At 46.0% G+C, this 24095-nt stretch carries 27 protein-coding genes and 1 tRNA gene; 3 read left to right on the plus strand and 25 right to left on the minus strand.

What is annotated here, in order from left to right; all coding sequences use genetic code 11:
- Positions 1-19: 19 nt before the first annotated feature.
- Positions 20-970: a hypothetical protein gene (locus GKZ87_10965; GenBank protein QSI25965.1), complete on the minus strand. Its 951-nt coding sequence runs from the start codon at positions 968-970 to the stop codon at positions 20-22.
- 120 nt (positions 971-1090) lie between these two features.
- Between GKZ87_10965 and GKZ87_10970 the strand changes: the two genes are divergently transcribed.
- Positions 1091-1681 (plus strand): hypothetical protein, encoded by a 591-nt coding sequence (locus GKZ87_10970; GenBank protein ID QSI25966.1) that lies wholly within the window; start codon positions 1091-1093, stop codon positions 1679-1681.
- 494 nt (positions 1682-2175) lie between these two features.
- The gene (locus GKZ87_10975) at positions 2176-2466 is read left to right on the plus strand and encodes a hypothetical protein (GenBank protein ID QSI25967.1); all 291 of its coding nucleotides are present in this window, start codon (positions 2176-2178) and stop codon (positions 2464-2466) included.
- Positions 2467-2520: 54 nt separating this feature from the next.
- On the opposite strand, the gene GKZ87_10980 is transcribed toward GKZ87_10975, so the two are convergent.
- The gene (locus tag GKZ87_10980) at positions 2521-3018 is read right to left on the minus strand and encodes a hypothetical protein (protein QSI25968.1); all 498 of its coding nucleotides are present in this window, start codon (positions 3016-3018) and stop codon (positions 2521-2523) included.
- Positions 3019-3536: 518 nt separating this feature from the next.
- Between GKZ87_10980 and GKZ87_10985 the strand changes: the two genes are divergently transcribed.
- Positions 3537-3611, plus strand: a tRNA-Glu gene (locus tag GKZ87_10985).
- 162 nt (positions 3612-3773) lie between these two features.
- On the opposite strand, the gene GKZ87_10990 is transcribed toward GKZ87_10985, so the two are convergent.
- From GKZ87_10990 to spoVAD, 23 genes are all read right to left on the minus strand, one after another.
- Positions 3774-4994 (minus strand): GHKL domain-containing protein, encoded by a 1221-nt coding sequence (locus GKZ87_10990; GenBank protein QSI25969.1) that lies wholly within the window; start codon positions 4992-4994, stop codon positions 3774-3776.
- Complete coding sequence (locus GKZ87_10995) at positions 4981-5661, minus strand: response regulator (GenBank protein QSI25970.1); 681 nt, start codon at positions 5659-5661, stop codon at positions 4981-4983. The genes GKZ87_10990 and GKZ87_10995 overlap by 14 nt, the downstream gene beginning before the upstream one ends.
- Positions 5639-6625 (minus strand): AAA family ATPase, encoded by a 987-nt coding sequence (locus GKZ87_11000; GenBank protein ID QSI25971.1) that lies wholly within the window; start codon positions 6623-6625, stop codon positions 5639-5641. Before GKZ87_11000 ends, GKZ87_10995 begins: the two co-directional genes overlap by 23 nt.
- A 15-nt stretch (positions 6626-6640) precedes the next feature.
- On the minus strand, positions 6641-7567 hold the full coding sequence (locus tag GKZ87_11005; GenBank protein QSI25972.1) for a sporulation protein: 927 nt from the start codon (positions 7565-7567) through the stop codon (positions 6641-6643).
- Positions 7557-7757, minus strand: coding sequence for a sporulation protein (locus GKZ87_11010; GenBank protein QSI25973.1), 201 nt, complete (start codon positions 7755-7757; stop codon positions 7557-7559). The genes GKZ87_11005 and GKZ87_11010 overlap by 11 nt, the downstream gene beginning before the upstream one ends.
- Positions 7758-8053: 296 nt before the next feature.
- Entirely contained in the window at positions 8054-8851 is a 798-nt protein-coding gene (locus tag GKZ87_11015; GenBank protein QSI25974.1) for an ABC transporter permease subunit, read from the minus strand.
- The gene (locus GKZ87_11020) at positions 8844-9740 is read right to left on the minus strand and encodes an ATP-binding cassette domain-containing protein (protein QSI25975.1); all 897 of its coding nucleotides are present in this window, start codon (positions 9738-9740) and stop codon (positions 8844-8846) included. The genes GKZ87_11015 and GKZ87_11020 overlap by 8 nt, the downstream gene beginning before the upstream one ends.
- A gap of 380 nt (positions 9741-10120) precedes the next feature.
- Entirely contained in the window at positions 10121-10300 is a 180-nt protein-coding gene (locus GKZ87_11025) for a 30S ribosomal protein S21 (protein QSI25976.1), read from the minus strand.
- A 125-nt stretch (positions 10301-10425) separates the two neighbouring features.
- The gene (locus GKZ87_11030; protein QSI25977.1) at positions 10426-11886 is read right to left on the minus strand and encodes a UDP-N-acetylmuramoyl-L-alanyl-D-glutamate--2,6-diaminopimelate ligase; all 1461 of its coding nucleotides are present in this window, start codon (positions 11884-11886) and stop codon (positions 10426-10428) included.
- A gap of 12 nt (positions 11887-11898) precedes the next feature.
- Positions 11899-13191 carry a tRNA (N(6)-L-threonylcarbamoyladenosine(37)-C(2))-methylthiotransferase MtaB gene (gene mtaB, locus GKZ87_11035; protein QSI25978.1) on the minus strand — a complete coding sequence of 431 codons (1293 nt, stop codon included), beginning with the start codon at positions 13189-13191 and terminating at the stop codon, positions 11899-11901.
- A gap of 4 nt (positions 13192-13195) precedes the next feature.
- Complete coding sequence (locus tag GKZ87_11040; protein ID QSI25979.1) at positions 13196-13981, minus strand: RNA polymerase subunit sigma; 786 nt, start codon at positions 13979-13981, stop codon at positions 13196-13198.
- Positions 13981-14724, minus strand: a complete 744-nt coding sequence (locus GKZ87_11045) for a 16S rRNA (uracil(1498)-N(3))-methyltransferase (GenBank protein ID QSI25980.1) — start codon at positions 14722-14724, stop codon at positions 13981-13983. Before GKZ87_11045 ends, GKZ87_11040 begins: the two co-directional genes overlap by 1 nt.
- A 562-nt stretch (positions 14725-15286) precedes the next feature.
- Positions 15287-16024, minus strand: a complete 738-nt coding sequence (locus tag GKZ87_11050; protein ID QSI25981.1) for a pseudouridine synthase — start codon at positions 16022-16024, stop codon at positions 15287-15289.
- A gap of 61 nt (positions 16025-16085) precedes the next feature.
- Complete coding sequence (locus GKZ87_11055) at positions 16086-16415, minus strand: DUF552 domain-containing protein (GenBank protein QSI25982.1); 330 nt, start codon at positions 16413-16415, stop codon at positions 16086-16088.
- 36 nt (positions 16416-16451) lie between these two features.
- A complete protein-coding gene (locus GKZ87_11060) occupies positions 16452-16964 on the minus strand; it encodes a spore maturation protein (GenBank protein QSI25983.1) in 513 nt (170 codons plus the stop codon).
- Entirely contained in the window at positions 16957-17529 is a 573-nt protein-coding gene (locus tag GKZ87_11065; GenBank protein QSI25984.1) for a spore maturation protein A, read from the minus strand. The genes GKZ87_11060 and GKZ87_11065 overlap by 8 nt, the downstream gene beginning before the upstream one ends.
- The gene (locus GKZ87_11070) at positions 17526-18509 is read right to left on the minus strand and encodes a D-alanyl-D-alanine carboxypeptidase (GenBank protein ID QSI25985.1); all 984 of its coding nucleotides are present in this window, start codon (positions 18507-18509) and stop codon (positions 17526-17528) included. The genes GKZ87_11065 and GKZ87_11070 overlap by 4 nt, the downstream gene beginning before the upstream one ends.
- 649 nt (positions 18510-19158) lie before the next feature.
- Positions 19159-19707: an SMC-Scp complex subunit ScpB gene (scpB, locus tag GKZ87_11075; GenBank protein ID QSI25986.1), complete on the minus strand. Its 549-nt coding sequence runs from the start codon at positions 19705-19707 to the stop codon at positions 19159-19161.
- Positions 19700-20437 carry a chromosome segregation protein ScpA gene (locus tag GKZ87_11080; GenBank protein QSI25987.1) on the minus strand — a complete coding sequence of 246 codons (738 nt, stop codon included), beginning with the start codon at positions 20435-20437 and terminating at the stop codon, positions 19700-19702. The genes scpB and GKZ87_11080 overlap by 8 nt, the downstream gene beginning before the upstream one ends.
- 130 nt (positions 20438-20567) lie before the next feature.
- Positions 20568-20990, minus strand: a complete 423-nt coding sequence (locus GKZ87_11085; protein QSI25988.1) for a GNAT family N-acetyltransferase — start codon at positions 20988-20990, stop codon at positions 20568-20570.
- A gap of 367 nt (positions 20991-21357) precedes the next feature.
- On the minus strand, positions 21358-22746 hold the full coding sequence (locus GKZ87_11090; GenBank protein ID QSI25989.1) for a spore germination protein: 1389 nt from the start codon (positions 22744-22746) through the stop codon (positions 21358-21360).
- Positions 22746-23099, minus strand: a complete 354-nt coding sequence (gene spoVAE, locus GKZ87_11095; GenBank protein ID QSI25990.1) for a stage V sporulation protein AE — start codon at positions 23097-23099, stop codon at positions 22746-22748. Before spoVAE ends, GKZ87_11090 begins: the two co-directional genes overlap by 1 nt.
- Positions 23096-24094: a stage V sporulation protein AD gene (spoVAD, locus tag GKZ87_11100; GenBank protein ID QSI25991.1), complete on the minus strand. Its 999-nt coding sequence runs from the start codon at positions 24092-24094 to the stop codon at positions 23096-23098. The genes spoVAE and spoVAD overlap by 4 nt, the downstream gene beginning before the upstream one ends.
- Position 24095 lies beyond the last annotated feature (1 nt).

A 24095-nucleotide genomic window follows, 5' to 3' on the forward strand; every position in this document is an offset into this window, starting at 1 on the left:
GCTTTCTATTGCTTTTCGCTTATTTGATATCTTCCCATTTCAGCGTTTCTCCGGTAAAGATACTTTTGAGTTGCGCCTGTGTCAGATTTGTTACACCGGTATTGTCCTTGTTGACAACTGCCACTACGGCATCGATGCAGTACTGACCGCTTTCCATCGCTTTGGAAATATCCTCAGAGCCGTCATCCTTAAATGCACGGGAAGCAAATCCGATATCCCCTTTATTCGGTCCGTCCTTTTCTTTTCCAAGAACTCTTGGTACAGCATCCCCGCTGCCGGACTGGTTCATCGTAAATTTAAAGTTTCCTGCCATAGGAGAGAATGCCTCCAGGGAAGCCTTTAATGTTTTTTCTACTGAGGTAGAACCACAGGTTGTAATTGTAATGCTAGAATTATCCTTTCCTAATACTGCTTCGTATTTCTTGGAAAGCTCATCCCATGGCGTTGCCTTGCTTTCATCTACCTCACCGCCGTTTTTCTTAACGATTGCCATACCCTCGGTTGAATTCTGCATGAAGTCCAAAAATGCCTGAACCAGCTGTTCCTTGTCATCACTTCCGTAATCCCCCGCTGCCCGGGTCACATACATGAACGGACGCTGCAGCTTGTAGCTTCCATCGAGTACTGTTTCACTGCTTGCCGCAACCCCTTCATACTGCAGTGCTGTTACACCGTTTTTCTCAAAATCAGTAGACAGTGATGTGTAACCAATTCCGTTTTTATCAGCTCCGACCTTAGCTGCCATATCATCATTGCTTGATACCTCAATGGCATTTTTTGTCAGGCTCCCTTCAAAGTCAACCCCCTTTTCAAAGGCTTCCCTTGTGCCGCTCGATGAATCGCGCGTATATACCTTGATGTCACCGCTGACACTCGCTGTTTTACTCTCATCGCTGGATCCGCAGGCTGCCAATGAGAATGTCATCAGGCAGGCCACTGTCGCCGTCATAGTTTTTTTCCACATATTCATTTTTCATATTCCTCCTTGAATACGGCTCTATCATACGACACCTTTGTTAACGGATAATGAAAAGTTTGTTAAGCGTGCGTTAAAATATAAAAAATTTTATGCTATACTATACATAAAGGGATGATGAATATGAAAAAAGGGTTAAAAGGCTGTATTCTTATGGCAGGCTTTTTGCTGCTGGGAAGTGGATGTACAGGAATACCGCCAGCGGATGAGGCGATGAGCAAAGCCTTACAGGACAAGGATGTCACATACCGCATTTCCGCACTTGATGACAGCTCGTATTATCTTACGGTTGAGAGTAAGGATTTATGGTTTGATTTTCTAATGGAGACAGACAGCAAAAAGGAAGCCGGCAGATATTATCTTATGGAGATTACAATCAAAGAACATGATCCTATAGCATTCAAATGGATACAGGCGGATGCTTACCATAATGCTACCTTAAAGAAAATCGAAAACAAAGACTGTGATGTTATGATGGAGGATTCCATTGGTGCCTTTCAGTCCAACAAATTCTGCAGCGGAGATTCTCTGAAGGAGGCAAAGACCTATGAAAAAGAAATCAGAAAACGTCTTGCCGCTTATGGAATCACCCCGCAGGAAGCATTCTCCTACGGGCAGCGGTATTTGCAGGATAACAAAAATGTAGCTTTGATCAATCTTGATCTAATAACACGCCTAGAGAAATTCATGCCAAACGGCAGTTAAATACATAGTAAAAGCCAGATATTTTCGCTTCTGGGCGCTACTCGCTTAAAGGTACAAGGAAGGGATACAAAAGGATGGATGCCCATCAATGCTTTTGTATTTCACGTTTCTCATGTATCCTAAGACGGGAAAGCACCTGCAGCTGATGATATCCGTTTTTTTACTGGCTGCTGGCTGTACATGGCTGTAAAAAAAACGCGCCCTACATATTAAGGATATTGAAATCAGCAGCTAACCACTTTTATCTTAGCTTATTCAATTCCCAGAAAGAACGCAAATGATTTTGCATAGGCTGATGTATAGGCAGCTTATACTTCATAGTAATCACAGCTATAGCGAATTATTACTATCCTGCCCTGTAACTGCCTGCGTAAAATGACAGCTGCATCACACGATACCTACCAGTAAAAAATCATGTCCGTCCCGATTGCATTTCGAATTATTTCGCGGTATGATTATGTGCAGGAGCTGAAAGAAAATAACGGAGGAACGCCATGACATTAAAGGAATTATTCAAAAAGGCGATTATTGCCGGAGCCGATCCGCTGTCAATCACGGAGCTTGGCTTTGCCTATCTGAATGATATCGGAACCTGGAATATCAATATCAATTCCCAGAATACCAACTGTATCAACAAAACCATCACGGTGGAACAGCTGCTTGATATCTTCGAGCATCATTGTACCTGCTTTAAGACGCAGAAGGATTGCTTTGAGGAAAAGCGTAATGAAATGATGCAGCTGTTAAGAGAACAGGATCCGAAGACTGTTATTGATTTTAATTGAAAGAGCATTGCTTCACAGAGCCGGTACTCCCGTTCCATGAAACAATGCTCTTTTCTATGTAAGCTTGCTTTGCAGCAGCTCAATCAGTGCAGTCTCACGTTCGTAAAGCTCGTTGCGGCTTTCACGCAGGAAGGCATGCAGTCCTTCCGGTTCGCACATATCCCACATAATGACTTGAACAAACTGTTCATGTGCATCTAAAAGCTTTTCAAATGCCGCACATGCAGCCTTTTCTATAAATGGTTTGTTCTGCCGGAAATACGACTGACATTCTGTAAGCCGCTCATTCACTGTGTCAATCAGCTGTGAGGTTATCATACTATTATTTTCCAGATAATCATCACAAATCTGATAAACGCAATGATATACGTCATAGTACCTCCACAGGTTTTCAAGAATCCCCTGCTCTTGTGTCTGGACGGACGTCTGTTCCTCAACCGCTTTTCCCCTTCTGTTTACCATCCATCGATAAACGGCAAAAAGCATGCCGGCACTTCCGATAACAGGAGCTGCCGTTTTGAGAAATCGCCTTGTGTTGTGTGTTAATTCCATTCTATTACCTCCTTACGATTTCCCCTTGTTTTTTCTTCCCATCTGTATCTTACTATGTCGAATATGCGGATTTTGTGATATTTTGTCGAATGCGATGCGATATCTTAGAAATTTCTCGGAATTTGTCATATGGTATTATTGTTATGAGCAGGAAAATCATTTGTTTAACAGCCAAAATCAATGGCAGAGCTCCCTGATTTGCCGTATTTCTTTTGACGGACGCGCAAGCCAGGGAACCGAACAGCTATGCAATATTTCGCACAAGCACAGGTACATGGAAGGAATTGCGGATCATGCGTTATCGCTAAAAAGAAAGCAGATCCGCGACTGTTTTACTGCAATACGAATTTTTTATTGCTGCCTTATGCAAAGGGGACAGTGTATACAGCACCCCTTTATCACCTCAGCAGTCATGCCTTGAACCTCCCGTTACAATGGATGATTTTTTTATGAAATATACATTTTTTCTATTGCGTTTTAAAAAAAATAATGCTATAATAACCGAGCAAACAAAACATGTCGCGTTCGGCAAGCGGTCAAGCCACAGCCCTCTCAAGGCTGTATCACGGGTTCGAATCCCGTACGCGATACCATAGAAAGATACAGCTCTCGTAAGAGGGCTTTTTTCTTTTTCGGAAACAGAAAGTATGCTCTGCAGTCTTCGTTATTGACCTCTCCTACACAGGAAACACGAATCTGCAGTCACTGTCATATCACATAAATAAACAAACGACATCCACGCTCAGCTGAATGTATCAATTCTTCAGTCTGACCGTAAATGTCGTACCCTTGTTAAATTCACTGTCTACCTTCAGCTCTCCATGATGTGCCTCCACGATAGACTTCACGATAGAAAGCCCAAGTCCGGAGCCTCCGCTGCTGCGTGCACGATCATCATCCACCCGGTAAAAGCGCTCGAATATCTTTTCCAGATCCGGCTTGGAAATACCATGTCCCTCATCCGCAACCTCCAGCACATACCAGGAGCCCTCCTGCCTTGTCCGCAGCGTAATTGTTCCGGTATCACTGTATTTAATAGCATTTGACAGCAGATTCAACACCACCTGGCTCATTTTCAAAGGATCGCAGAACACCAGGTCATGGCTCTGATATTCCTTCACAATGAAAAGCCCCTTTTTCTCCGCTTTTTTCTCCAGCGATTTCACCGCCTTGTCGATAACCTGACACAAATCGGTTTTCTCCCGTTCCAGCAATACCGTAGACAGACTGAGCCGAGACAGCTGCAGCAAATCCTTCACCAGAATATCCAGCCGGTTGATTTCCTGCTCGATTTGTTCCATAAATTCGCTGCGTGTTTCCTCATCATCGAAATCCTCGCGGTTGAGAATTTCCACCATGCCCTTGATCACGGCGATCGGTGTCTTTAATTCATGCGATGCATCGGCAATAAAACGCTTCTGCATCTTCTCCCCCTCCAGGGTTTTGGAAATATCCTGAAACAGTACCAGACAGCCGCTATATTTTTTCTTTGCCGTTACCGGTACACTGATGGACTGATATTCCACACCATTGATATCAATAATTTTATCCATCGGCTTTTCCAGAATAAAGGCATCCTTGATAAATTCCCGTACCGGATGCAGATAGGCGTTGCTCATATAGGTCATATGCTCACCGATCGATCCATCCTCGCACAGCTCACTGACATTGTTATGCATGACGATATTCCCAAACTGATCCACCAGCAGCATCGGAAACGGTATGCTGGTAACGACCGTCAGCAGCTGTTTGTTTTTTAAATGAGCATCCTTGGCAGTGGATTTGATTTCCTCCTGCAGCTCTATATTCTCCCGGCGGTGCAGATTGAGATTTTTCTGGTCCAGAAACTCCCAGAGCAGTGCGATTGCGACCACGACAAGCAGCAACAGAACATACTCATTCAAATGGTAGTTGTACTGTATTACCGCAATGCAGGTCAGAATCAGTCCCAGATAAATATATTTATTGCGCTTCATGCACTTCCTCCAGCAGATAGCCGACACCGCGGGATGATTTGATATGCACACGGGAAGCGTTCAGCTTATTTCTCAGCTTGAACACATGAACATCCACGATTCTGGTATCTCCGTCATAATCAAAGCCCCAGATATCATTCAGGATACTGTCACGGGACAGCACGATATCCTTGTTCTGTATAAAATATTCCAGCAGATCAAATTCCTTCTTCGTCAGCGTCATCATATGATCTCCGATATATGCCTCTCTGCGCTTCATATCCATGGACAGATCACCGACTGCAAGGCGCTTTTCCTGCTTACGGCTCTGCCGCTTCAAATGGGCGTTTACCCGGGCAAGCAGCTCTCTTGGAGAAAACGGCTTTGTAATATAATCATCCACGCCCTGCTCAAAGGCATACAGGATATCCGTTTCATCATCCCGTGCCGTCAGCATGATAAAAATAGCGTCAATATGCTCACTGCGCAGCTTCTTCACGATATCGATCCCGCTGACATGCGGCAGCATCCAGTCAATGATCAAAACATCAAAGTCTTCCTTCATTGCCAGCTCCACAGCTGTTTTTCCATCGGCACACTCCACGATATCAAAATCGGCTTTTTTCAGATCATATGCAATGATCTTGCGTATGTTGTCTTCATCTTCAATCAATAAAATCCTTGCCATATCGTTCTTCCTCCTGCTCATATCGTTCAATGATCTTTTGAACCAACGGATTACGAACTACATCGAGACTGGTCAGCTCCACAAAGGAGATTCCCTCTATACCGGACAGCAGATGTTTGGCATTCAACAGACCGGAATCCCGTTTTTTGATCAGATCGATCTGCGTCACATCCCCGGTAATGACGATACGGGAATGAAATCCCATCCTCGTTAAAAACATCTTCATCTGTGCCCTTGTTGTATTCTGCGCCTCATCCAGGATAATAAACGCATTATCCAGCGTACGTCCGCGCATGTAAGCCAGCGGTGCAATTTCAATGACTTCCTTTTCCAACAGTTTCTCCACCTGCTCTTGTCCCAGCGTATCATACAGGGCATCATACAGCGGCCGCAGATACGGATCCACCTTTTCCTTTAAATCGCCCGGCAAAAAGCCCAGATTCTCTCCGGCCTCCACAGCGGGCCGGGTCAAAATAATCTTGCGGATATCCCCCTTTTTCAACAGATCGGCGGCGTATACAACGGCCAGGTAGGTCTTCCCCGTACCGGCAACTCCGGTCGCAAAGACGATTTCACTGTTGCACATGCATTTAAACAGATGCCGCTGTCCGATCGTTTTCGGATAGATCAGCTTTCCGTTCACTGTTTTGCCAATCGCTTTCTGATAGGTAGTGGAAAGCTCCTGCAGGCGGTTCAGCTTTGCCAGACGGCAGGCGTATTCAATATCGCGTCCGCTGACATCGATATGTGCCTCCATCATATCAAACAGTGCCTTTACCACCTGTTCGATGCTGTGAAAGGTAACGGCATCCTCGCTGAGAATGCGCAATTCATTATCCCGCATGATAATATCACAGGAAAAGGCATTTCTTATCAGCTCCAGATGCTTATCCTGTGCCCCGCATAATTTTACGATCCATTCCATCGGGTAATCTTCTAATGCAATACGAAATTGTTCACTCATAGGCGCTCCTTATCGTTATGGTGTGGTGATATCCTTGATCAGGGTGTAATGAATCACCATCTTTATTTTACCCATATCCGTAGAGAATTGCAAAATATTTTCCTTGTAAATGCGATCGTCCTTATGAAAATCCTCACTAACCTTGCGTCTGGCATCAAACAGCAGCTGAAAATATTGAAAGGCCTTCGGCTCCTTTGTCTTATCCATCGTCACAGTGATATCCTTCCATACATAGGCAAAAACACGTCCCTTGACATAGACCTCCTGCTTGCCGCCCTTGGAATCATCCAGCACATTGCTGACCAGAACATCCCCCTTATGCACAAACTCATTGACCTTATGCAGCTTGTTTCCATGCTGTATGTCAAAGCGCTCGATCATTCCATCCTCCCTCGCTATTAGCTCCGTATGGCCCAGCTGGGATAGTGAGGCAAATTCCTTTGGTGTATAGGTGATCAGATACCGGCTTCCCAGCTTTTCTATTTCCAGCCAGGCAATATCGTTTTCCAGCTTCTTTTTCAGCTGCGCCTTCAGCTGTACGACATCATGGCTTTTAAAGGGCGGGACGATATCCATCTTCTTTAAGGTATCCGAAATCAGCTTCCGGCTTTCGTCCTTTTCCCCTCTGATTTCAATATCAAACACCATGGAGGAAAGTAAATACCACAAAAGCATTGACAGCACAATAGCAATGATGCGGGAAGGCTTTTTTAAACTGCGCAGCGCATAGCCCAGCATCCCCGTGGTTGTGACAAGATCGACAGCTTCAAAGCAGCGATAAATTTTCGGGCGCTGCAGGATGGAGGCATAAAACTGAATATAGTTTCGATGTAGGGTAATATCATATAGTTCCAGTTGATTTTTCTTTGTTATCCATAAAAACTCCTCGCAAGAGGTCTGTACTTTCCATCGATCAAGACCAATCCCTTTTCTATTTTTCATATGCGAACGCCAGATTCTGCACGCTGCCCTCCAGCAGGATCTCATCCTTTCCCAGTGCCAGCACATGCAGCTGCTCCCCGTCAATCGTAATACGGTAGGCCTTCATCGTCACCTGTATTCTCGTTTCACTTACCAGGGTCAGCTCCCTGTAATGTTCTATCATGACCTGATTCTTATCTATGGAAAGCATACTCTCACCTCTATACAAAATACGTTTGTAGGCGGGGTTTTATGCCTGTGAATGCTATCCTCCTTCGCTTTCATTATAAAGAAAAGAGCAGTCCGAATTGTTATAATTTTGTTAAAAGTAAAGAAATTGTATAGTTTTCTTTGCTTGTATGCACTTTCATGTAAAGCTTTGGATATTCTTCTGTTCACTTTTTTGCTAACTCCTTCCTTCTGGATGAATAAAAGAAGCGACTACATGCAAAAAAAAGGATATCCGATACCGCAGCATCAAAATATCCTGTAATAAACAAATTACAATTATAAAGACAGATCCCTGCGCAGAAAGCTCTGTCTGGCAGCGATCAGACAGATAACAGCGATAAGCAGCAAGGCACCTAAACGCCCCCATGCCTGCGCCTCATTGGCAATCAGTCCCGCTGTATCAAAGAGCGTTAAAATCGTTGCATATTGCAGAATCTCCAGATCACCCTTCATATTGGCAAGCATCTGAATCAGGATAAAGACAATACCGATGCCAGCACCGGCTAATGCGGCATGCCGGTATTCATTTAACATGGAGGATGCCAGAAAGCAGATAGCAGCAAGCGCCGTCTGCAGCAGCAGACAGCCCAGATTCAAACGGAGAAAGGCAGTGATGTCCAGATCACCTGGAAACATGATGGCGCTACATACAATACCGAGCACAACGCAATATGCAATCAGCAGAAACAGGGCACTCAGCAGTACACACAGCTGGCTCAGCCATACGCGGCTTCGCTTTTCTCCACTGCATAGCAGATATGCCATACTGCCGTTATCCACCTTTTTCACAAGCAGCCGCAGCGAGAGAATGACAGAGAACAGAAACGGAAACATAATCATGATCATTCCATACAGATAGGTGGAGAAAAAGTCCACAAGCGTCGCACCAGAGCCACTCATTCCAACCGCAGCCATCATCTCGGGCATGAGCTTTTCAAACTCTGCCAGCGCAGAACCGAGTGCAGGATCAAACATCGTCAGCATAATCGTAAAATACATGGTCAGGATCGCAAGAAAGATCAAAAGCAGCTTCCATGTGTATTTCCATTCCATACGAAACAGGGTTTTATTCATGATGCTCTCCTTTCTCTCCGTAATACTGCAGGAAGATATCCTCCAGGCTTTGGGTTGCCACATTCAGATCCTGAAGCTCATAGGATGCCAAAGCATGCAGCAGGTGCATGAGATCATCACGCACATAGACATGCACACACAGCTCACTGACCTGCTTCATTTGCAGCTTTTCCTTCAAAAAGCGCTTTGTCTGGGATGGATTTGCAAAGGTGAGAATATAGGTCTTTGTCTTATTTTTCTGCAACGTGGCGGTATCTTCAATGGCAGCCATGTGTCCCTGCCGTATGATACCGATACGATCACAGGTCTTTTCCACCTCTTCAAACATATGTGAAGACATCAGAATCGTTTTTCCTCTTTTCTTCTCCTCCTGAATCAGCTCCACAAATGCATTTTGCATCAGTGGATCCAGTCCGCTGGTAGGCTCATCCAGAATCAGCACCTTGGGATCGTGCATAAAGGCAGCCACAATGCCCAGCTTCTGCTTCATTCCCTTGGACATGCGCCGTATAGAGCCAGTTGGTGTCAGCTCAAAGCGCTCCAGCAGCTCCTGTGTTCGTCCACTGCCCTTCATATTCCGGTAGCGTGCCATAAATTTCAGAAATTCATCTCCGCTCATTTCATTCAACAGATTGATTTCACCGGGAATATAGCCAAGCTCCTTCGTAATCACATCTGCCTGCTTCCAGCAATCCCTGCCAAATATACGGGCCTCTCCCTGCTTTGCCTTCAGAAAGCCAAGCAGATGTCGGATTGTCGTTGTCTTCCCTGCTCCATTTGGCCCCAGGAAGCCGAAAACCTCGCCCTCAGCGATGGAAAAGGAAATATCGAAGATTCCCCTACCCTCTCCATAATCGCGGCTGAGACGCTCTATTTCAATGATTTGCATACTATATACCTCCATTGAAACATGGATTTCTCCATCTTTCATGCTGATTATAACAGATTGACTCGTTTGCACAACCCCGGCTCAGCGTTTTTTTTGTTTTGATCAGCCAATTATTATACAGGGACACGGCACCGGCAAACAGAAGGGTGTATTGTATCATATAGCTCCACCTTCTGCTATCAGCGCAGCTTGTAAGACTCTATCTGCTCTATGCTATAGAAACACCATTTTGTATGACACGCACCCTACAGTTTATAACATTATGATTCTGAGAATCGGTATATATTTAACGTATACCCTGATGTTACATGTTCCATCCTATTCCCATGCACACAATCTATATCAGCCAATAAATAAAAAAAGAAGCCAGAGGGCCTCTTCTATTTTCCACGACGTGCTTTACGCGCAGCTTCTGACTTTAATTTACGACGAACGCCAGGTTTTACGTAAAACTCTCTTTTGCGAGCTTCAGCAAGGGTTCCATTTCTTGACACTTGACGTTTGAATCTACGTAAAGCATCATCAAGAACTTCGTTTTCTTTAAGTACTACTTTCGGCATGATTTACCCTCCCTTCTGATGCAAGCAATATTATTATACTGAAAAACATATGAAAATGCAACATAAATATGATCATTTTCTATAAATTCATACAGAAATTTTTTTAATGGATATTTTATACAAGTCTAATGTTCTTCGTCTTCCATTCCAAGACTGTATTTGCGGATACAGTGACGGGCGACGTTATGATCCCCCATCCACGGCTCCCGGCCGAATTCACGATACATGAAAACCTCATCCCCCTTGCCGAGAATCAGCACGGTGTCCTTCATATTGGCGCTTTCGATAGCCTGTCGTATTGCCGCATAGCGATCCTCGATAAAGATGTTGTTCGTATCGCTGATACCGCTTTTGATCTCATTGGCGATTTCACGGGGATCCTCATCCCGGGGATCATCCTCCGTCAGAATAATGCTGTCACAATAGCGGCTGGCGATTTCACCGAACACCTTCCGCTTTTTCGTATCGCGCTTTCCGGCAGAGCCAAACACGGCAATGATGCTGTGTCCTTCCTCGGTAATATCCTTGGCATACTCAAAAACCTTTTCCATACCATCCGGTGTATGGGCAAAATCAACAATGACATTGAACAGCTGTCCCTCATCAATTCGTTCCATGCGTCCTTCAATCTGCCGGATTTCATTCAGATACGGCAGCTGTTTGGCAATCGGAATCCCACTTTCTGCCATTGCCGCGACCGCCCCCAGAAGGTTATAGATGTTATACAGCGCAACCAGATTGGTCACGACCTCATAGTGTTCCCCATCATGTACCAGGGTAAAGCGGGAGCCTGTTTTCTCAATCCGGATATTTTCCGCCTGATAGCTCGCATGATGATCTATGCCATAGGTCACCACCCTGGCATCGGTTGCATCTGCCAGTTGATCCACATAGGCATCATCCGCATTCAAAACCGCAACCCCGTCCTTTTTCAGATTGGTGAACAGCTTTTTCTTCGCTTCAAAATAATGCTCGATCGTTCCATGAAAATCCAGATGGTCATACGTAAGGTTACTGAAAACCGCAACATCAAAATCCACGCTCTGCACGCGTCCCAGCTCCAAGCCATGGGAACTGACCTCTAGGGCTACCGCCTGCATTCCGGCATCCACCATATCCTTCATCGTTTTGTGAATAAGAATAGCATCCGGGGTCGTTAAAGACGGCGGCAGGGTCACCTCTCCATAGCTGATGGAAATTGTACCGATATAGCCGCATGGCGCAAAATGGGAATACACATCCTTGATAATGCTGGTAATGGTACTTTTCCCATTGGTTCCGGTTACACCGAACACCTTCATGTTCCGGCTCGGATGTCCATAAAACAAGGAAGCGACCCGATTCAGTGTGCGATTGACATTTTCTACCTGAATATAGGCAATCCCCTTTTTCATATGCTCAACAGGCTTGGAATGCACGATGCATTTAGCCCCCTTCGCTATGACATCCTCAATAAATTCATGTCCGTCATGTACCATCCCCTCCATGCAGAAATACATGTCATTCGCCTTCGCACAGCGGGAATCGATGCACAGCCCTGCTATCTCGATATCCGGGGCATTTTCAAATATTTGGGACAGCTTCATAAGACTCCTCCTTTATAACGGAACTCCACACAGCACATCCCCCTTTAGTGAAGTGATACGTACGGTATGCATTTCGTGCAGCCAGCAAGCTGGCACCGCAGCCTCCACTTCAAGATATTCACTGCTGTGTCCGATCAGCTTTCCATCCTTTTCCTTCTCAAAAATGACAGAAACTTCCTTTCCGATAAACTTTTGTTTATAAGCAGTATATAACTGTTTGGAAAGATGCGCAAGTCTTGCGGCGCGTTCTTTCTTAATTTTATTGTCCAGATGTCCGCTCATGTCAGCAGCAACGGTATGATCTCTGCGCGAATAGGGAAACACGTGCAGGAAGCTGAACTGCATCTGTTTTAGATTGTGCATCGTATCCTGAAACTCCTCCTCACGCTCCTGCGGAAAGCCGGTAATGACATCCGTGGAAATGGAAATATCCGGCATCAGGGAGCGGATATAGTCCAGGCGTTCCATGAACCAGGCAACGGTATAAGGACGGCGCATATTCTTCAATACCGTAGTATTGGCAGACTGCACCGGAATATGCAGATGGCGCGCTATTTTTTCTTCCCCCTGCATAAATTCCAGCAATTCATCCGTGATTTCATTCATCTCTATAGAGGAAATCCGAATCCTTTTCAATGCGGGAAGCTCGTTCACCATACGCTTCATCAGCTGGCACAAAGAGCTGTTGATGCCGTTTCCATAGCGTCCGGTGTGAATACCGCTCAATACGATTTCCCGATGACCCCCAGCGGTCAGATTCCGTGCGATAGCAAGCACCTCATCCTCTGACAGAGAACGCTCCGCTCCGCGTGCATAGGGAATGATACAGTAGCTGCAAAACTGATTACAGCCATCCTGAATTTTCAGAAAGGCTCTGGTCTGATGTGCAAAGCGCTGGATCGGCAATGCCTCAAATACATTGACCTTGCGTACATCGTGAATGAGCTTCTGCGGCCGCTTCTGCTTCAGCCCCTCCTCGATCATATCCGCAAGTCGGCTTTTCCCATCACTTCCCAGCAGAATGTCGATGGATGGATCCTGTTCCAGCTGCTCGCTGTAGGTCTGCGCATAACAGCCGACAACCGCAATCAGGGCATCCGGATTCAATGCGGCAGCCGCATGAATCTTCTGACGTGATTTGCTGCCTGCCGTATTGGTCACGGCACATGTATTGATAATATAAACATCCGCACGCTCCTTAAAGGATACCTGCTCATAGCCCTTTTCCAGCAGAGCGCTCTCATAGCCCTGTGATTCATATGTATTAACCTTACAGCCCAGTGTTGCTATTGCAAAAGTTGTCATGCCCTCACTCCTTGTTCGCATTCTTTTCCTGCTTTTTCTTTCTTTTTCTCAGCACCTTTTCCAGCTTTCTGCCTACCCGTTTTTTCACTAGAGCATGCTCTAGCAGACAGGCTGTCAGCGCCTCATCCTCACCGCTCAGCAGATGCAGTGCGATTTCCTTCTTACAATCCTCCTGTACCTCCTGCTTTTGATCCACAGATACGGTATTTTTTAACCCAGATTCGTCATACAGATACCAGCGGTGCATCGCCGCATGATAGACAACATAGCCTGCCTCTGCTTCCGCAACCAGCTCACAGCTGGAAAAGCCATGCTGAAACGGCAGTGCGCCATAGCGTGAACGCTGCATCTGATCGGCACATTCACGGATAAAGCGGTGATACTGCTTCAAATCCAGCAACACGATTTCCGTATGATACAAATGATTAAAGCCGGGCGCAAAGGCCGGCATATAAATGGTCTCACCCTCTGCCTCAAAATGTCGCAGCTCTGATACAAAGCGGTCGATATCCACATTCATCTGTGCCTTACGCTCCAGATAATTCAAATCATACCAGTAATCATACATTTTCACATACGTATCAAAAAACACATCCTCAAACTGCCGTTTCACCATGAGTGACTCATACAGAATTTCACACTGGATGACATCATCATCACGCTTTCCATCATGGGGAACCTGATATTCCTCCAGCAGCTCACAAACCTTACGGTGATGCTGTCTGACCTCCTTGAGGTCGAGCAGTGTTTTATCGTAGGCCTTGTTGAGTATATCATAAACTGTTTTCATTATTTTTCACCCGCCATGTCATAGTAAAACTCGATCGAATTCAACAGCGACAGTGCTGCCGTTTCCGCACGCAGGATGCGTCCCCCCAAAGACACCCGGTGAAACCCACAGGAAACAAGCTCTGCGACCTCCTCTGCAGAAAAGCCGCCTTCACTTCCCACCACCATTAGTACACGCCGTATGGAAGGATGTGCACGTAATACATCACATAGCCTTTCACTGCATTGATCCGCATCCTCATAGGCAATCAGCCGCAGATCGGCCGGTATCTCTTTTAAGTCAGAGAACGCGCAGGGCTCCTTTAGCTGCACCAGCGTGGAGCGCTTGCACTGCTCACAGGCTTCACATAAAATTTTATTCCAACGGGCTGTTTTCTTTACTGTTTTGTCATCCTTTATTTTTACAACGCAGCGGCTGGATACAAAGGGAATAATTTCCGCAGCACCCAGCTCTGCACTTTTCTGCAGCAGATAATCCCATTTCTCTCCCTTTATCATGCCCTGGGCGAGAACCAGCTCCACACTGGTTTTGGAATGGTCACACAGCTCTTTCAGGATATGCGCCTGTACACCGTCTTTTTGAAATTCAACCTCAGCCAGCATAATCTGTCCGCTGTTATCAGCCACACGAATGACATCCCCCTGCTGCATACGCATTACCCGGCGGATGTGATGTGCCTGTTCACTCGTCATTGCTATTGTCTCTCCTGGCTGTGCCAGTGTATTCACAAAATATTGCTGCATAAAAATCACCGCGTTAATCATACATCATTTTTGCTGTTTCTTCAACAAAAGATTGCATCCTTGAGGCTGCGAAGCGCTGCAGCAGTGCCGCATGCATTGCAAATACCCTTTCGCTTATGTTATGCATTCCATGAACTGCCATCCTTTCGGATTCCTTCGCCCTCCTTGCTGTATCCTTACAGAAAACACAAAGCGTATATAGTCCTAACCTGAATGCCATAGGGTTTAAGCTGTACCATGTACGTAAACGTTGCCCTCCTCATCCGATTTATCCGTAAATATCCTGTTGATTGATTTTTTTTGATTCATGCACCGTTTAGCATTGTTTCGCACCTAAACATTGCTCATACCGACTTCCCTGCATTGACCCTATATATCACATACCTGCAGGCCCGCACAGAGGAGTCGTAGGACAGTTTAACACATACCATTTAAAGGCATAAATATCTCTACCATTCGCCTTACAGCTGTACGGCGCTTTTTGTTAAATAACATAAAAATAGGAAGAAGGTATCATGATCGGTTCATGAATTCCATCTCCCTGTTTCTATACGGTAGTGAGCTAGCGCTGCTTCATTTCACCCTTCTGGGCCAGACTGCGCAGCTGTTTTACTTCAAAGGGCTTCAGCACCCTGTATTCCCCCTGCCGCAGATCACTGCAATGCAAAAAGGCAAGCTTGCTTCTGTGCAGACGGCGCACCTCATAGCCCAGTGCTTCCATCATACGCTTGATCTGGCGGTTTCTTCCCTCGACAATCGTCAAATCAAAGCTGCACTGATTTTTCTGCGGATCCTTTTCTGTGATACGATACTTTGCAGGCAGCGTTTTGATACCATCATCCAGTACAATACCTGATTTGATTTTCTTCATATCCTCACTGGTGAGAATACCGTTGATCGTCAGATTGTATACCTTGGGGATATGATAGCGCGGATGAATGATCTCATTCGCAAAATCCCCGTCATTGGTAAGAATAATAAGACCGCTGGTATCATAATCCAAACGTCCTACAGTAAAAATCCGCTGTTCGCAATCAATCAGATCCACAACAGTCTGCCGTCCAAACTCATCCTCACTGGTACACATGGTGCGTTTCGGCTTATTCATCAGAAAGTACACCTTGTCTTCCTTTGCGATCGGCTTTCCATCCACCTCGATCAGATCCCCGCGCTTCACCTTATATCCAAGCTCTGTAACGGTTTTCCCGTTCACAGCGACTCTTCCTTCGCTGATCAGAACCTCAGCCTTTCTTCTTGACGTGATTCCGGCAGCCGCAATCACCTTTTGTAATCGTTCCATATACTATACACCTCACATGGGTATTGTACATGAAATACACCGCTTTGAAAAGCAAAATCGACTAATTCTGAAATTCCTGAATCTGATAGCCGTCCGGCAGATAGACGAGAATGTTTTCACTCATCTCCTGAATCCATACCTGCATCGGATATGCAACACCCTTCATGAAGTCACGGATTCTGCGGGCACATTCCTCATCGCATGCCGTAATATCGAGCAAAACAAGAAAATTCTTTTTCAATGCCTCCCCGACGGCTTCCACATCATCGAAGCTGTCAAGACGAAACACACAGACCACATGACCGTCTTTTTCTGCTTCCACATGCGGCTTTTCCTCATTCACTGCCAGCATTGTCTTCAATCTGTTTTTTACATCGTTCATATCTGCCATAAGTAGCTCCTCCTGTTATTTTTTGTTTCAAGACCGTTACGCAAACACATACAGTGCCAGCAAAATTGCCATGGTGATTCCTGCCACATCCGCCAGCAATCCAATCGCCAGTGCGTTTTTTATTTTCCGAATTCCGACACTGGAAAAATACAGCGTGATAACATACACCGTTGTATCCGTAGACCCCTGAATGATGCTCGCCATATTTCCCGCCAGGGAATCCACGCCGCACACCTGGAAGATATCGACCAGCACTGCCAGCGAGGCACTCCCAGAAATCGGGCGGAAAATCACCATTGGCCAGATTTCCTTTGGAATATGCGCGATATGGCGTGCCAGTCCACTGCACAGGATATCCATCAGACCGCTTTGACGAAGCAGAGCAATAGCGCACATCATGGCAAGCAGCGCAGGATAAATATCCAGAAACAGCTGCATTCCATCCTTCACCCCGGTGGTAAAGGAATGATAGGCATTGACACGGCGAAGCAGGGCAACTCCCACAATGATGAGCACCAGTACGGGCAGGATATATTCTGTATTAATCACGGTAATTCCACCAGCGGTCTATGCTCAGTCCGACAATGGAGGCAAACAGTGTCGAGACGATCGCATAGGGCATGAAGCCGGTCACGTTTAGGGAATGAAAGGAGGCCCGCAAAGCAATCAGAGTCGTGGATAGCAGCGTTACCCCCGCCGTATTCAGCACAAGAAAGGTAATCATGGAACGGGAGGCTGTCTGTTTGTCGGGATTGTGCCGCTGCATCCCCTTCATCGCCTGCAGCCCCACCGGTGTGGCCGCAGAGCCCAGTCCGACCATATTCACAACCACATTGGTGGCAACATAGCCAAGGGTTTCCTCATCATCCTTCAGATCAGGAAACAGCCGCTTCAGTATCGGATGAAACAGCCGCTCCAGTGCATGAATGATGCCAGCATCCCGTGCGATGTAAAGAATACCATTCCAGAAGCAGGTGACACACAGCAGCGGTATAACAAAATCAAGCGTTTCCTTGCCGACATTTAAAAACACGTCGTTGATAATGGTCACGTTTCCGGTTATCAGACAATATACAATGGTGACAAATACAATAATCAGCCATACAATATTCACGAGAACAGACCTCCTCCCCTTGCCCTTTTGCTTGCGAAGCTGTATACACTTACATCCTTGTTCTTCTGCACCTCAACGACAAAATCCTTATGATCATAATGCGTTTTCACACGCAGCTTGTCACTGCCATCCTTATGCAGGGTCACCTTCACCGTTTCCGGTACCTGGAAGGTTCTGCCATTTACCGTGTAGGATCCCTTTTTCATAATCGTAACCACATCCAGCTTCTGAAACACCTCGGTATGCTTTTGTTCATGGAAGGCAAAATCATCCCCCTCGCGCAGTGTTACGACAATGCTTTCCACCCCGTCATGCTCCGCCGCCGTTACCAGCGTCCGCCCTGCTTTTTTTGTAAATCCGGTTTTCCCTCCAATGGTAAAGGGATAATCAAACAGCAGGCGGTTTTTATTTTTCCAGCGCATATTCCAGTCCGTCGTATAATATTTACTTCCAGTAATGGTACGAAATTCCTTGTTCTTCATCGCATAGCTCATAAGAATTGCCATATCATTGGCCGTGGAAATATTCCCGCCATCCTCCTCATCCAGTCCGCTCGGATTGGAAAAGGTAGTGTTGCTCATACCGATCTCGGCAGCCTTTTGGTTCATCGCTTCCACAAAGGCTTCCTGTGAGCCGGACACATGCTTCGCGATTTCCACCGCCGCATCGTTTCCACTGCGCAGCATTAACGCATACAGCAGATCGCGCAGCGTTACCGTTTGCCCCTGCTTCAGATAAACACTGCTTCCATAGGCCTTGTTGATTTCCTCGTCAACCGTAAACGCTTCATCCAGCTTCCCATGCTCTATGGCAATCACGGCTGTCATAATCTTGGATATGGAGGCTACACTCTGCTTATCATCCTTATTTTTTTCTTCTACGATCGTATTGTCCGCTCCGCTCATAACGACATAGCTTTCCGCATGAATCCAGCTCAGCTGTGATAGAATACACAGCAGGATACAAAGACTTCGTTTCATTCACATCACCTACGAAAGTATATGTACACACGCAAAAAAAGAGAACGCCTTTTCCTGCGTTCTCCCTTTTCTATATACGTGAATCTCCAGATACTACCCGTTTCCTGACTTCCTTAATTCTCATACGCTGTTCGTACTTATAAGTCTCATCAGTTTCGTAATCTGGGATCCACAACCATGAGCTTACTCTTTCATGTTCCCTACCTTCACAGCATTCGTCGTTCCGGCGTTCCTCGCACTTTTTCGATTTCTGCATGCTTTCGTTCCCATTTCCAAGCATCCTTTCAGAATACCTTTTTCCTGACTTCCTTAACTCTCATACGTTCTTCGTATTTATAAGTTTCATCAGTTTTCTTCTGTTTGGATTCTCATGGCCTTTACAGGTGTCTACCTACTTGCTGACCTGTGCACGGATTCACGTTGTTCTTATTATATCGTTCCCGTATCTATCCAGTGTTCTGTAGTACCATCCTGTATATAAGCTGTTTTAAGTACCTTTCCTTGGTACACCTATAGTATAGCTTCTCCACAGCGATGCGTAAAGCGTTGTGGAAAAATATGCCGATAAATGGAAAAGTTGGAAGTTTTCCACATTTTTATGCATTATACTGTGGAATTCCCCATACTTTTCCACAAAACAAAAAAAGAGCTATTCCTCAAACAGCTCCTCTTCCATCGTATCCTTAAACTCCGGCAGCTCCGGCAGCTCCTTCAGGCTTACCAGCTTGAAGGTGTCCATAAATTCCTCTGTCACCTCGTAGAGAAACGGTCTGCCCGGTGCATCGCTTCGTCCGCATTCCTTAATCAGATTTCTGGCAAGCAGCTTGCGCACCATCATATCACAGCTGACACCACGGATTTCCTCAATCTCCCCGCGTGTGATCGGCTGCTTGTAAGCGACAATGGCCAGGGTTTCCAAAGCCGCATTGGACAGCGTTGCCACCTTTGTGGAGCTGAACAGCTTCTGCGCATATGGATGAATGCTCTCCTTGGAAACAAACTTATAAATGCCTCCAAAGCGAACCAGCTCAATTCCATGTACATCCGCAAGATAATCCTGCATCAGCTCATCCAGTACTGTCTCAATTTCCTTTTTGTTCAGCTCTTCAACACAGCCGTTCAGCTGCTCGACGCTCAGTCCTTCATCACCGCTCAGAAACAGCAGCCCCTCCAAAACCCTTTTTTCTACCTCATGCATATATCTGTTCACCTCGAATGATCCATATGGTTTCTTCTTCATCTATGTGGAAAGTAATTTCCTTATGCTTGATCAAATCCAGAACGGAAAGGAAGGTCACAATAATCATATGAAGATCCACGCAGTCACTGCAAAGCTCCTCAAAGCTCATCTTCCCTACCCAGTTTTTCAGGCGGTTTTTTATTTGTATAACACGCTCATCGAGGGATAGCTCCTTGACCGTCATTCTGGTTTCATAAGGATGTGTCAGCGCCGCTCTGCGCAGCACCCGGTTCATCGCCTTAATGAGATCATAGGGATTTCCGACAAACTCCCCTTCCACTGTTGTATTCAGCCATTTCTGTGTTTCCTCACTCATCGGCTTACTCATCAGCAGCTGACGTTCCTCATATTTCTGTTCAAACTGCTCACTGACTTCCTTATAGCGCTGATACTCCAGCAATCTGCGAACCAGCTTTTCCCGCTGATCTTCCTCATATTCTTCCTCAATTACAACCTTTTCTCTTGGCAGCAGCTTTCTGCTCTTATATTCAATCAGACCTGCCAGCTCTGCCAGATACTCGCTTGCTATTTCCAGATGCATGGATTCCATGGCATTCAAATACTGCAAATACTGATCCGTCAGCACATCCATATCCAGCTCAAACAGCTCCAGCTTATTATCCTTGATCAGATGCAGCATCAAATCAAGCGGCCCCTCAAATTGATCAATCGTCACTGTAAATGCCATTGAAATCACCTCGCATTTTCTTATTATAGCAAAAAAACGCCGGATAATGTAGAAAAATTTTCATGCATGCTTTATTTTCAGCCAATTTGTTACAGATTCCACGAATTTTTTTAAAGATTTCTTCATATATTCAAATATTCCGCGTGAATTTGTAATGGGAACAGCTCATCCCCACCCGTTTATAAAAGGCATGCGCATCTTTCCTTGCGCAGCTGCTGGACAACTCCAGCTGCACACAGCCCTGCGCCTGTGCATATTGAACAGCGTAGTCCATCATCGCTCTCCCCCATCCGTTTCCTCTTGCATTTCTGCATATATAAAGCTCCTCAATGACGGCAATACGGGCACAGTGATGCAAATGATACAGCGTCCGGATACTCATATAGCCGCATGGCTGCTTCTCATGCTCCAGTACATGCATGGATAAGGAAGCATCCGCAAGCTGCTGTTTATAGCCTGCTTCAAAGACCTTGCGATCCAGTGTGCAATCCTCCAGATTACATAGACAGGCGTATACAAAGGATGTATCCTGTGTATCTGCGTTTCTTATCATAGTATCCTCCTTTAACTATTATATCAGTTGATATCTCTAAGCTCCTACCCATCAGCTTATATTAAAACGTATAGAAATACAAGAAGAAAATGCCACGGTCAAGCTCCCTGTCATATAATCCTGTACAGTACAGGAAACAGTTTTGAAAGACGTCGAAAATAGTATGCTTCCTCTCGTGATAGTACAGAGTATAGCGATAAGCTCCCTGTTTGTTTAATATTATTATCCATGGTAGCGATTCTGCGATAAATGAAAAAAGAACAGCAATTTTCATCTGTTCTTTGCATGAGATAGAGACGCTTTGCGGTTATGACGAGGTTACGTTTCTGCTTGCCCATAACGACATAACCGATATGACTTTATCCTTTTATTGATTGTCTGATGCGCCCTGCGCCTTTTCAGAAGTCTTTCCACCGACTCTGATTGGTGCTCCAAATAAAATCCGTCTGCATTCCTTATAGGAAAACGGTATGAGCGGATACAGGTATGGAAATTTAATCGTTCTGGTAGATAACAGCACAACGACATGCAGTAAAACACCTGCACAAAAGCCGCTCATTCCAAATAGCAGTGCTAACAGTCCGATAAAGATACGAAATACCTTATTCGCAAGGGACAGCTCATAGCTTGGTGTCAGAAGATTGCCGATATTGACCAGTGCCACCATGATGAGAACCTCCTTTGTATAGGCTCCCAGCTCGATTGCCATATCCCCCAGCAGGAATACCGCCACAAAGCTCATGATGCTGGAAAGGATGGTTGGCGTATGGATAAGTGACTGCCGAATCCATTCCACGATGATGTCAGCAAGAATTACCTGAAAGCCAAACTGGTATACATTGACATGCTGAATCGGAATATTGAGCAGTGTCGGATTCTGATCAATGACAAGCGCAATCCAAAGCGGAAGCAGATACAGGGAAAACACGATGCCGATCAGCCGCAGCACACGGGTAAAGGTCGCAACCAGTGTCGTCTGCGTATACTCCTCGATCTGCTTGGTCTGTTCAAAAAAGGTCGTCGGCAGTATGACCCCTGTCGGTGAATTATCAACCAGGGCAATCAGATACCCCTGCAGCAGATGGATTGCACAAATATCCGGACGCTCACAATAACGCACATGCGGATAGGGATTCCATGTCTTTCCATACAGCAGCTCCACCAGATTTCGCTCGCTCAGAATTTCAGCCTCCGGCAGCGTACGCATACGGCTTTCAAAATCGTCCAGGACATCCACATCCACCAGACCGTCTATATACAAGTAGGCAACATCGGTACGCGTTTTAATCCCTTCCTTGTTCATAGTGACAACCAGACGCGGATCACGGATTCTGCGCCTTATGAGGCCAACATTGAGAATCACGTTCTCCACGAAGCCGTCATGCGCCCCGCGAACACTTTTCTCAACATTCGGTTCCGCTGTTGATCTTGCCGGATAATGGCGTGTTTCTATACAGTAATATGCATCACTGTTATCCATCAGCACTAGACACTGCCCGCTGAGCATATTCGTGACAGCCTTTTTCTGATCAGTTACCTTATCAACCGCACCTGGATAAAAGGTGATGTGGAGATCATTACCGGCAGTAATGACAAAGCCCTCTACCAAGGAGGCAATCAATTCACTGTCCGACAAAGAGGAAAGAAAAATCAGCCATGCCTGGGTATCCTGTATGATGACATGGCGGTATACGATATCAAAGGATGAGGAAAGGACACTGCGGATATCCTCAAGACGCTTTGTTAAATCTTCCATCAGGATTTTGCCCGAAATACAAGCGCTGCCAGAAAGGCAAACAGAATCGCACTGGTAATGCCTGCCGCAGTCAGATCAAACATCCCCAGCAGAATTCCCAGAATGCCCTCACTCTGCGCCTTCGCAAGAGCACCATGGATCAGGGAATGTCCAAAGCTGGTGATGGGAAGGGACGCTCCCATTCCAGCGATATCCAAAAGCCTGTCATACCAGCCAAAGGTATCCAGTGCTGCACCGATAACGACAAAGATTGACGTGATATGTCCCGCTGTCAGCTTGGTGTTATCATAAATCAGCTGACCTGCCAAACAGATGCCTCCACACACCACAAAGGCGCTCACAAACGTCATCATTCTGCATCACTCCTTTCGTATACGATGGCATGGGCGATACATGGAATCGTACCCTTTTGTGCCACTGCCACCGGTGACAGCAGCGCACCGGTCGCTACAACCATGATCCTTTTGCACTCTCCATCCTCCAGCTTTTTCAACAGCTTCGCCATGGATACACACATACTGCACGCACAGCCACTGCCTCCGCAGAAAATATCCTGATGCTCAAAATCATAAATCATTAGTCCGCAATCATGCAGCCGGTGATCAATGGTATGCCCCTCCTGATTCATCAGATCAACCAGAAACGAGAAACCGATTTTTGATAAATCTCCGGTAACGATCATGTCATAATCGCTTATCTTACGATGCAGATCCGACAGATTCTGCGTAATGGTATCATAGGCAGCCGGCGCCATTGCCAGCCCCATATCATTGGCATCCTTATGATCCCAGTCAACGATTCTACCCGGTGTAAAGGCACTTACCCGGATACGGCTCTTCTTTCTGGAAAGCAGCGCAGCACCTGCTCCGGTTACCGTTGAGGTAGTCGTTTCCTTCTTCTGAATACCGTATTCATTGGGAAAGCGAAACTGTCGCTCGGCTGTTGCCACATGGGAGCTGGTAAATGCCAGTACCGTATCCGCAAGCTGATGCTCCACCCATACCGCTCCGGTTCCAATAACCAGAGAGGACGTCGAGCAGGCACCATACATTCCAAGAAACGGAACCTCCAAATCCTTTGCGAAGTAATGCGAGCTGGTAAGCTGATTGATTAGGTCACCGCCGATTAGAAGATCGATATCCTTTACCCCCTTGCCTGCTTTGCGCAGTGTCAGATCCACGGCATCCCCCAGCAATACGCGCTCTGCCTTTTCAAAGCTGGATTCCCCGCAGTAATTATCCGTATAGCTCTTATCGAACAGACTGCCCAGCGGTCCTTCCTTTTCCAATGGACCAACAACCGCAGCACGTGCCTGTACATAGACATTTTTAAATGTAATCGTACGCATA

Source organism: Erysipelotrichaceae bacterium 66202529, from assembly GCA_017161075.1.
GTDB lineage: Bacteria > Bacillota_I > Bacilli_A > Erysipelotrichales > Erysipelotrichaceae > Clostridium_AQ.